Origin of the sequence: Providencia sp. PROV033, assembly GCF_028484855.1 — a bacterium.
Classification (GTDB): Bacteria; Pseudomonadota; Gammaproteobacteria; order Enterobacterales; family Enterobacteriaceae; genus Providencia; species Providencia alcalifaciens.
The window spans coordinates 17,744-28,008 of record NZ_JAMPSW010000051.1 but is presented as its reverse complement, the minus strand read 5'-3'; the positions used below and the strand labels follow the sequence as shown (position 1 = coordinate 28,008).

Below are 10,265 nucleotides of genomic sequence, written 5' to 3'. Positions count from 1 at the left end.
GATTTTTTAATTTATGGTACGAGTAGCTTTCGTTATTTAGCTCAGATTCTGAAGGTCTTTGATTGTTTTTCTTAGCATGGTTATTTCTGTCTTTATATTTTGACCAATGGGTAAATCATTTGTGTTTAAATGTTGCGTTGAAAGATTTTTTTTAGACCGAACCGTATCACTTATAGAGGATATGAGTGCATTGGCTTTATTATGAAGATCTTCCTTATGAGTGGCTTTTTTATCCGTAATGGCTTTAGGATATGCTTGTGAATCATTTTTTACATTATTTGCGGCACGAGCAAACTCAGTAGTTTTACTTTGCTGGTCAGTGATGCTGACTCGGCGAAGATGAATGTATGCGATATTATTAATATTATCCATTATAGCGGCTCCATTAAAGATTGATTATTAAACATATTTAATTATTCAATGAGTCAATGATCATTTCTTTAAAAAAACGCTACTACATTTGAGGTATAACGATTGAGATGGGAATAGATAAAAAAATACCGGCTCTATATGATAATAGAACCGGTATTCAATCTTATATTAATCGTAACTAGTCATCGACATAGTCGTAGCCATCACCCACAGGTGCAGGTGGTGTAATCAAGACTTTATTAACGCGATGGCTATTCACCTCAAGAGGTTGGAAAATACAGCCATTGATTTCGACTTGCTCACCCACTTCAGGGACGCGTTGTAAATGTTCCATTAAAAGACCAGCAATAGTTTCATACTCACGCTTATCATCCAGCTCCATTGGGATATACATAATTAAATCTTCCAGTGGCATAAAGCCATTGGCAATCCATGTACCATCGTCCAATTTTTGAATGTCATGGCGGGAGTCATTTTCTTCATCACCAACAGGTAAGTTACCTGCGATAGTTTCCATCACGTCAGTCAAGGTAACGATACCTTCAACAGAACCAAACTCATCCACAACAAACGCAAAATGTGTATGCGCTTTACGGAATTGTTCTAACGCTTTTAACAGTGATAAACCTTCAGGGAAAATAAGCGGTTGAGTGACCAATGCTCGCAGGTTCAGTTGTTCACCGCTAAGCTGCTGCTTCACTAAATCCAGCACATATACCACACCAATTGGGTCATCACTGATACTTTCATCGACAACAACAAAACGAGAGTGTGGATTTTTCTCCATTAGGTCAATGAGTTCAGCGGAGGATTTATTAATATCCAAATAATCTACGTCATGGCGGGACGTCATAATACTTTCTACGTTACGTTGCGCCATACCCAGCACACGAGCGATCATTAAACGCTCTTGAGGGTCGAAAACGGATTGGTTATCTGAAATTAAGTCAGAGGTTCTCGCGTCTAATTCACCACGTTCAGCTTTACCGCTTAAAATGCGCAATACGGCTTCTGCTGTACGTTCACGCAGAGGGCGGCTGCCTTTTAAGAATTTACGGCGGTTAAACTGCGCAAACTGGTTAAGCACCTCTATCATGATAGAGAAACCAATTGCCGCATACAGGTAACCTTTTGGAATGGCGTAACCAAAACCTTCAGCCACTAAGCTGAAACCAATCATCAGTAAGAAGCTTAAGCATAGAATGACGATGGTAGGGTGTGCGTTAACGAAGTTGGTCAGTGGTTTACTTGCCCAGATCATTAACATCATGGCGATAGTCACAGCGGCAACCATGACACCGATATGGTCAACCATACCGACAGCGGTAATCACCGAGTCTAATGAAAATACCGCATCCAATACGATAATTTGCGCGACAACAGCCCAGAAATTGGAGGTTTTACGTTGGTTATTGGTATGCTCGTCTTTTCCTTCTAACCGCTCGTTTAGCTCCATCGTGGCTTTAAACAAGAGGAATATCCCCCCGATAAGCATTATCAGATCTCTGGCACTAAATGGATGGTTAAATAGCGTTAGAATCGGTTGAGTTAGCGTGATCAGCCACGAGAGGCTGAATAATAGAATAATACGCATAACCAGGGCACACGTTAACCCTGTGATACGAGCTCTATCACGCAGTTTAGCTGGGAGTTTATCGGCCAAGATGGCGATAAAAACGAGGTTATCAATACCAAGAACGATTTCAAGAACGATTAGGGTAGCTAAACCCGCCCAAATCGAAGGATCTGCGATCCATTCCATACAGTTTGTTTTACCTTCTGATATGACGGCTTATACCGACGGATGAATAATGAGGTTTGTTGACAGAAATATCAATAAAAATTCATCCAAGTAGCGTGATATTTGACAAAAAATGATTCGATTAGTTTATCGATTGCATCAATAACTACCATGGAGCATCATCCTGAGTTAACATGTGATCCCGTTAACAGAATGTCAGCACAATCGAGGCTGACTTGGTCCTAATCAGACAGGAGTTTTTCATGTCAAAGCAGCAGATTGGTGTTGTCGGAATGGCTGTCATGGGTCGCAACTTAGCCCTAAATATCGAAAGCCGCGGTTATTCAGTATCGATTTTTAACCGTTCAAAAGATAAAACAGATGAAGTCATTGCCGAAAATCCAGGGAAAAAATTAGTTCCCAACTACACGATTGAAGAGTTTGTCGACTCTCTGGAAAAACCACGCCGCATCCTGTTGATGGTTAAAGCGGGTGAAGCAACGGATAAAACCATTGCTGCATTAACGCCACACTTAGACAAGGGTGACATTTTAATCGATGGTGGTAACACTCTGTATAAAGACACGATCCGTCGTAATCGTGAACTGTCTGAACAAGGATTTAACTTCATTGGTACGGGAGTTTCCGGTGGTGAAGAAGGTGCATTGAAAGGTCCTTCAATTATGCCTGGCGGACAAAAAGAAGCTTACGAATTAGTTGCACCAATCTTAAAAGAGATCGCAGCAAAAGCGGAAGGCGAGCCATGTGTGACTTACATTGGTCCAGATGGTGCTGGTCACTACGTGAAAATGGTTCACAACGGTATCGAATACGGTGATATGCAGCTCATCGCTGAAGCTTACTCTTTATTAAAAGGTTCACTGAACCTGAGCAATGAAGAATTAGCGGACATTTTCTCTGAGTGGAACCAAGGCGAACTGAGCAGCTACCTGATTGAAATTACGGCAGATATCTTCAAGAAAAAAGATGAAGATGGTAAGTATCTGGTTGATGTGATTTTAGATGAAGCAGCTAACAAAGGTACAGGTAAATGGACTAGCCAAAGTGCTTTAGATCTTGGCATTCCACTGACCTTGATCACTGAGTCTGTCTTTGCTCGTTATCTTTCTTTCCTGAAAGATCAACGTGTTGCTGCATCTAAAGTATTAACGGGTCCTGCACTGAAAACCGTTGAAGGTGATAAAAAAGCCTTTATCGAGAAAGTCCGTCGTGCGCTTTACTTAGGTAAAATCGTTTCTTACGCTCAAGGTTTCCAGCAATTAAAAGCGGCGTCAAATGAATACAACTGGGATCTGAACTACGGCGAAATCGCGAAAATCTTCCGTGCTGGCTGTATCATCCGTGCGCAGTTCCTGCAAAAAATCACTGATGCTTACAATGACAACGCGCAGATTGCAAACTTACTGTTAGCACCTTACTTCAAACAAATCGCAGATGAGTACCAACAAGCTCTGCGTGATGTTGTGTGCTACGGCGTACAAAACGGTATCCCAACACCAACATTCTCAGCGGCTATTTCTTACTATGATAGCTACCGTTCAGCGGTACTGCCTGCGAACTTGATTCAAGCGCAGCGTGACTACTTTGGTGCTCATACTTATAAACGTACTGATAAAGAAGGCGTTTTCCACACTGAGTGGATGGAATAAAGATAAACCGTTAGGCTATCTTCCATAAGTGAAAAAAGGTGCTCAATTGAGCGCCTTTTTTATTTTTAGCTTTTTATACACTTTCAGACTTCGAGTATTTCTTTCCTCACGCTTTTCCCGTTGAATACCCAGACAAAAATAGATTAAAAAAACAAAATAGGTATTTCACAGCATGAAATCCAAAACGATAAGTTCAATGGTAGTCGGTGTCACTCTTCTCGTTTCGATAGCGCTTATTTCAGGAATGGTATTATCGATGAACGACGAGCCGTATCATGAAATCGACAGTAAGGGTGAAAAAGTCGGTTACAGTATTTACGTTATTTATCATGATAAAGTTTATGCGAGTGTACCGAGCAATGGCTTTTATCTGATGAAGGATGCCGATCCTGCGAGTTTTAAATTATTACCGGAAGGTACTTATTATGAGCGCCAGTTTGCGATAGATAAAAATCATGCCTATTGTGGAAACTTGGCAATCCCTGCATTTAATCCTAACAGCGTAAAATCGCTGGGAAATAACTATTTTACGGATGGAAATCAGACCGTATATTGCTCAATGGGCTCAGTAAGGAATTATGAGCTTTCAACAATGGATGAATTATTTAAGTCTTGGTTATATGGTTGGGATTTAGGGGATAAACCGCAAACTTATATTTACCCGATGAAACCACTTCCTGCATCATCGACGCCATATCAATCATTATTGTCACGTTATTTGGCAACTGATGGGCAGCGCATTTTTTATCAAGGGGAATATATGCCAGATGCAGATCCTGCGACCCTACAGGATATTGGCTCCCTTCAGGATGATGATTCCGTGAGGGATAGCCTTCATTTTTATCGGGATAATCTTAATGTCTATTATGACCAATATAAATTGCCAATAAAGAGTCATTCTGGTTTATACAGCTTGATATTGGACGGGTTATTTCAAGAAGGTTATTTGATTGATCCACAATCTGGCAATGTGGCGATGAATGATATTTTATTTCCTGAGCAACACGCGCCTTATCAGCTAATAAGCCGTCATAGTCAGCATGTGAATCAAGCCCTGTTTTTGTCGAGAGGTGGCGTATTTTTCTATCATAGAGAAAAAGAAATTATTGTTCGCGCGGGAGCGAATCCATTTATTGACGGTGAATTAAAAGAAATTGCACCTTTAGTGTTCACTCATAATAGCCAAACGTATTATCTACAGGATTCCGAGACTTGGGGAACCAATAAAAATCCGGGGTTAATTTCACGGAGTACAAAAATATATCGTTTCAATGAAACGAATAACTCACCATGGGAAAAGGTGGGTGATTTAGATCATCGTAGATTTGGTCAGGTATGGAAAAAAGGGGATGAATATTATTATTTTGATAATTTAGGCTCCACTCAATTAATTCGATATACCATCTATCGAGTAGATAACCAGCGTACCGTGAACCGTTTATTGAATGAAAAGTTATTACCAAGAGATATTCGTGTCTTGATTGATAATGATGATTTACAGCCGATAAGAGGCACCGAAGTGGTTCATGCAATTACCAAGTATCGATAAGATTCGATATCTATACAGAAATTCTGATATTATCGATAGCCATTTTCGAAATCGTTATCGATAACTCACCTGCTCAGAATCGGTCATATGCATAAATTTCTCGCTTTATTATTACTTTTAGTCCTATTAGGTCCTCTTGGGATAGATCTGTATTTACCGACTATTCCAGCTATCGCTAAAGATTTAGGGAGTAGCGAGTCTATAATCCAATCGACCATCGGATTATTTATTTTAGTCTTAGGGATTGGACAGCTAATTTCTGGGCCATTAGTCGATAGATTTGGTCGTAAGCCTATCGCTATCATTGGGTTAGCTATTTATCTAGCTGGATCCATTGTGGCCGCATTCTCAACGACGGCAGGGTTATTTATTGCTTCTCGGCTGTTACAAGGAGTGGCTGTGTGCTGCACCTCTGTAGTGGCATTTAGTTGTGTCCGTGACCGTATGAATGGCACAGAAGCCGCGAGAGCATTTGGATTTTTAAATGGAACGCTGAATATTGTACCTGCATTGGCGCCATTGTTAGGGGGATTACTGGCGGAAGCATGGGGATGGCGAGCGCCATTTTGGTTCTTGGCGATTTATGCTGTAGCGATTTTCCTGCTAATTTTATTTTTTCTCCCAGAGACGCGTCCTGCCAGCTTACAACAGGTCAAAAAGCTCCAGTTTAAGAGTTATTTTCGCATTCTGACGAGTGAGCATTTTTTGATTTTTGCATTGGTAAATGCCGGCGCAATGGGCATGGCACTGACGTATGTCTCTTTAGCTCCTAGCGTATTAATGGGGGATGCCCAATTAACGCCACTTGAGTTCTCGATTGTTTTTGGCGTTAACGGTTTTTGGATCATGCTGGCAAGTTATATTGCGAACTATTGTATTCGCAAAATGGGACGTCCAGCCTGTTTATCAATCGGTAGTGTCATGATGGCACTTGGTTGCATCGGCTTATTATTCGGTTTGATGGTGCTTTCACCTGAAATGCAAACCCATTGGTTAGTGTATATGTTGCCGGTTGCCTGCGCGTGTACAGGGCTTGCCTTTATGATGGGCACGGCGACAAGCTATGCGTTAGAGCCATTCGGCAATGAAGCTGGGGCGGCATCAGCCCTCGTGGGGTTTGTGCAAATGGCGGGTGGCGCTGTATTAGGGTTATGTGCAATTGCGTTACCGATAGCACCGAAATTGTCCCTTGCTCTAGTGATGCTAGCTGGATGTATTTTCGGATTAATTGCAAGAAAAACCAGTATAAAACGCGCTGCCATAATAGAGAAAATTGAGTAATCGATATGGTTAATAATCCATTATTAAAGCAGCCGAGGATCGGTTAGCGGTGATGTAGTGTGAACGCAATTACATCACCATAGAATGCGTTCTATGGTAATTAAATACTGATTTAAAGGTTATTTACCATGAAAAAGAAACATTGGTCGAAGACTCAGCTATTACATGAAGTTGTTCAAAACACTAACATCCATATTAAAGGTCGGCACAGTTACTATAGTGACTGTTGGGATGACGGTTTCGAACAATCGGTGGTTCGTTATTTACAAGGCGATGAACAGAGCCGAAATTGGCAGTTAGCTTGGCATGTAGACCAATTGTATATTGGCGATTATGAGTGTATTGGGGCGGAAACTGTGATTTTGATGGGCGGTAATCATACTCATCGATTGGATTGGTTCTGCCTGTATCCTTTTCTTGAGCATATTGAAGCGGCTTATGTTGGTAAAGGCGATACAATAATTGAAGATGGCGTTTGGATTGGCATGCGGGCATTTATTATGCCGGGAGTCAAAATAGGTGAGGGAGCGGTGATTGCGACCAATAGCGTCGTGACTAAAGATGTTCCGCCTTATACCATTGTGGGAGGGAACCCTGCGCAGCCTATTAAAACTCGTTTTTCTTCTGACGTGATAGAACAATTATTAGCGCTGAAGATATATGAATGGAGTGAAGATAAATTCGAGGCATTAAAAAGATTTATTTGCAGTTCGGATTTCCTGGCATTAAAAGACGCTAGTGAACACTATGACCAAACTCAGTAATGGGTTATGGTGTTGAAACACCGGATTTTTCAATTATAGAGGGTTATCCGTGGATAACCCTTTTTCAGATTAATTACCCATCATTTTGTGACTATATTGGTTTTTTTATTACCATAAAACGAGTGCGTTAATTAGGTAGCAAAGGTGTTATTTTATTTATGCTATATCAAGCTCATGATTTGTGCGAATAAACTCGACTAAAGTGGGTGACGCGATACGCTGGTAATCTTGGGTATTAAGAATAATTGAACGTTCTAAGCTTCCTGCATTAAAGGCGAGTTCATCAAAGCGCACAAACAGATAAGGGTCAGCAATAAGCTTTAACGAAGGATGGAAGCTAAAAGGAGGGATGGCACCAAAAACACAATGGGTAAGTTCATCAACCTCTTTTGGGCTCGCTAATGATGCGCGGGTTCCACCAATTGCTTTGGCAATTTTACTCAAGTCGGCTTGTTGATCCGCAGGTAGGATGGCTAAAACATGCTGACGTACGCCATTTCCTTTTACATGGCAGACTAACCCTTTGGCGCCTTGACCTAGCTGTGTGCCGCGGATTTTTGCCACTTCTTCAGATTTTCCCGCCGTTGGGTGCTCCATCACGCGATATTTTGCATTTTGGCTATTCAGTAATTGGGTTAACTGTGTAAAAACGTCATTGTCAGACACAATGAGCTCCTTCAAAAGTCCACATCAAATGAGGGGAATGATAGCAAGTTCAGAGAGAGAAACAATGACGAGAGAAGAAAGTAAGGGCAGCTATCATAAAATAGTTACCCTTAAGCCAGTTACTGATGGCGTTCTTTTAAACGCTTGATAATGGCGGTCAAATCGAGGTTTTGATCTTGCAATAGCACCATTAAGTGGTACATCAAATCGGCGGCTTCGTTGGTTAATTCTTCGCGGTCATTCACCGTGGCAGCGAGTGCGGTTTCAACGCCTTCTTCACCCACTTTTTGTGCAATACGCTTGGTGCCGCTAGCATACAGACGGGCAGTATATGAACTTTCTGGTGAGGCATTTTTACGCTCTTTTAGTAAGGTTTCTAATTCATATAAAAAGCCCCATTCGCTTTGAGCTGGTGCAAAGCAGCTGGTGGTGCCGTTATGGCAGGTTGGACCATCAGGCAGCGCCATGGCAAGCAAAGTATCGTTATCGCAGTCAGCGACAATATCGACTAAATTTAGGAAGTTGTTGGAAGTCTCACCTTTAGTCCACAAGCGCTGTTTGGTGCGAGATAAAAAGGTGACTTTACGGCTCTCTAAAGTCACTTTCAGCGCTTCTTGGTTCATATAACCCAACATGAGAACATCACCAGAAATAGCGTGCTGAACGATGACGGGCATTAGGTTATCGACTTTTTGCCATGCAAGCTGATTACATTGTTCTGTGGTTAACATACTCTTATTTGAACTCCATTTTCTGCTAAGTACTGCTTTAAGTCACCGATGTTAATAATCTGCTTGTGGAACACCGAAGCGGCTAAAGCGCCATCGACGCCAGCGTCAGTAAAGGCGTCTAGGAAGTGGATTTTTTCCCCTGCACCGCCGGAGGCGATCAGTGGAACTTGGCACACTTCACGAACTTTTTTCAGTTGTACCAGATCGTAACCTTGTCGTACACCGTCTTGGTTCATCATATTGAGCACAATTTCTCCGGCGCCGCGCTGCTGAACTTCTTTCACCCAATCAAGGGTTTTCCAGCGAGTTTGGGTGGTGCGTTTTTCATCGCCAGTAAATTGATAAACCAAATATTCATTGGTCTCTGCATCAAACCATGTATCGATTCCAACCACGATGCACTGAACACCAAAGCGATCAGCCAAACGGCTAATTAGAGTTGGATCAGACAATGCAGGGGAGTTGATTGAAATTTTGTCTGCGCCAAAAGAGAGGATCTGAGCAGCATCTTCCACGCTTTTAATTCCACCCGCCACGCAGAAGGGAATATCAATCACTTCGGCTACTTTGGCGACCCAGCTTTTATCAACAACACGACCATCTGAAGAGGCAGTAATATCGTAAAAAACCAGTTCATCGGCCCCTTCTTGGGCATAACGTTGTGCGAGAGGAACGATATCACCAATGATTTCGTGGTTGCGAAATTGCACACCTTTAACGACTTGTCCGTCACGGACATCCAAACAAGGAATTATGCGTTTTGCCAACATTCAATTGCCTCCGTTACGGTAAACTTACCTTCTAATAATGCGCGTCCAACAATAACACCCGCAGCACCAGAGGCTGGCAAGGCGGCGATATCATCTAAATTACCAATTCCACCAGAGGCTTGAATTTCAATATCGGGAAATTTTTCGCTAATTTCACGGTACAAATTCACATTCGAGCCTGATAGGGTGCCATCTTTGGAGATATCGGTACAAAGAACATGTTTCAAGCCATAAGGGCGATATATTTCAATGGCTTGTTCAAGGGATAAATTGGAGTTTTCTTGCCAGCCGCTAATGGCAATTTCTTTGATGCCTTGCGCATTAATGCGCACATCTAATGCTAATACGATAGCGTCGCCACCATAACGTTGAAACCACGTTTTGACTAACTCTGGTTGGGTCACTGCCGTCGAGCCAATCACCACGCGAGTCGCTCCAGCATCGAGTAGTGCTTTGACATCATCCTCGGTACGAATACCACCGCCAACTTGGACAGGAACACTGACGCCTGCCAGTAGTTTTTTCAGCAGAGGAATTTGGCGTTTCTGTGGGTCTTTTGCACCAGTTAAATCGACTAAGTGAAGTAACTTAGCGCCTTGTTTTTCATAGTCTTGTAAGCGTGGTAGTGGGTCGGTGCCATAATCAGTTTGTTTGGCGTAATCCCCTTGATGTAAACGCACCACAGTGCCATCAATTAAATCTAAAGCAGGTATGATCATGG

General features: G+C 42.1%; 10 protein-coding genes. 4 read left to right on the top strand and 6 right to left on the bottom strand.

Annotation, left to right across the window (positions count from 1 at the left end):
- Positions 1–36: 36 nt before the first annotated feature.
- Positions 37–372, bottom strand: a complete 336-nt coding sequence (locus PSF16_RS10465; protein WP_154631941.1) for a hypothetical protein — start codon at positions 370–372, stop codon at positions 37–39.
- 178 nt (positions 373–550) lie between these two features.
- The gene (locus PSF16_RS10460) at positions 551–2,134 is read right to left on the bottom strand and encodes a TerC family protein (RefSeq protein WP_006660131.1); all 1,584 of its coding nucleotides are present in this window, start codon (positions 2,132–2,134) and stop codon (positions 551–553) included.
- Between the two features lie 242 nt (positions 2,135–2,376).
- Between PSF16_RS10460 and gndA the strand changes: the two genes are divergently transcribed.
- From gndA to PSF16_RS10440, 4 genes are all read left to right on the top strand, one after another.
- On the top strand, positions 2,377–3,783 hold the full coding sequence (gndA, locus tag PSF16_RS10455; RefSeq protein WP_112860068.1) for an NADP-dependent phosphogluconate dehydrogenase: 1,407 nt from the start codon (positions 2,377–2,379) through the stop codon (positions 3,781–3,783).
- Between the two features lie 172 nt (positions 3,784–3,955).
- Positions 3,956–5,332 (top strand): DKNYY domain-containing protein, encoded by a 1,377-nt coding sequence (locus PSF16_RS10450; protein ID WP_272689225.1) that lies wholly within the window; start codon positions 3,956–3,958, stop codon positions 5,330–5,332.
- Positions 5,333–5,419: 87 nt separating this feature from the next.
- Entirely contained in the window at positions 5,420–6,613 is a 1,194-nt protein-coding gene (locus PSF16_RS10445; protein ID WP_112860066.1) for a multidrug effflux MFS transporter, read from the top strand.
- Between the two features lie 128 nt (positions 6,614–6,741).
- Positions 6,742–7,377 (top strand): CatB-related O-acetyltransferase, encoded by a 636-nt coding sequence (locus PSF16_RS10440; RefSeq protein ID WP_272689224.1) that lies wholly within the window; start codon positions 6,742–6,744, stop codon positions 7,375–7,377.
- A gap of 156 nt (positions 7,378–7,533) precedes the next feature.
- On the opposite strand, the gene PSF16_RS10435 is transcribed toward PSF16_RS10440, so the two are convergent.
- The 4 genes from PSF16_RS10435 to hisA form a co-directional block, all read right to left on the bottom strand.
- A complete protein-coding gene (locus tag PSF16_RS10435; protein WP_224063805.1) occupies positions 7,534–7,974 on the bottom strand; it encodes a YbaK/prolyl-tRNA synthetase associated domain-containing protein in 441 nt (146 codons plus the stop codon).
- 188 nt (positions 7,975–8,162) lie between these two features.
- The gene (gene hisIE / locus PSF16_RS10430; RefSeq protein WP_272689223.1) at positions 8,163–8,774 is read right to left on the bottom strand and encodes a bifunctional phosphoribosyl-AMP cyclohydrolase/phosphoribosyl-ATP diphosphatase HisIE; all 612 of its coding nucleotides are present in this window, start codon (positions 8,772–8,774) and stop codon (positions 8,163–8,165) included.
- Complete coding sequence (hisF, locus tag PSF16_RS10425; protein ID WP_006662259.1) at positions 8,768–9,544, bottom strand: imidazole glycerol phosphate synthase subunit HisF; 777 nt, start codon at positions 9,542–9,544, stop codon at positions 8,768–8,770. Before hisF ends, hisIE begins: the two co-directional genes overlap by 7 nt.
- Positions 9,526–10,263 (bottom strand): 1-(5-phosphoribosyl)-5-[(5-phosphoribosylamino)methylideneamino]imidazole-4-carboxamide isomerase, encoded by a 738-nt coding sequence (hisA, locus tag PSF16_RS10420; protein ID WP_154601239.1) that lies wholly within the window; start codon positions 10,261–10,263, stop codon positions 9,526–9,528. The genes hisF and hisA overlap by 19 nt, the downstream gene beginning before the upstream one ends.
- Positions 10,264–10,265 lie beyond the last annotated feature (2 nt).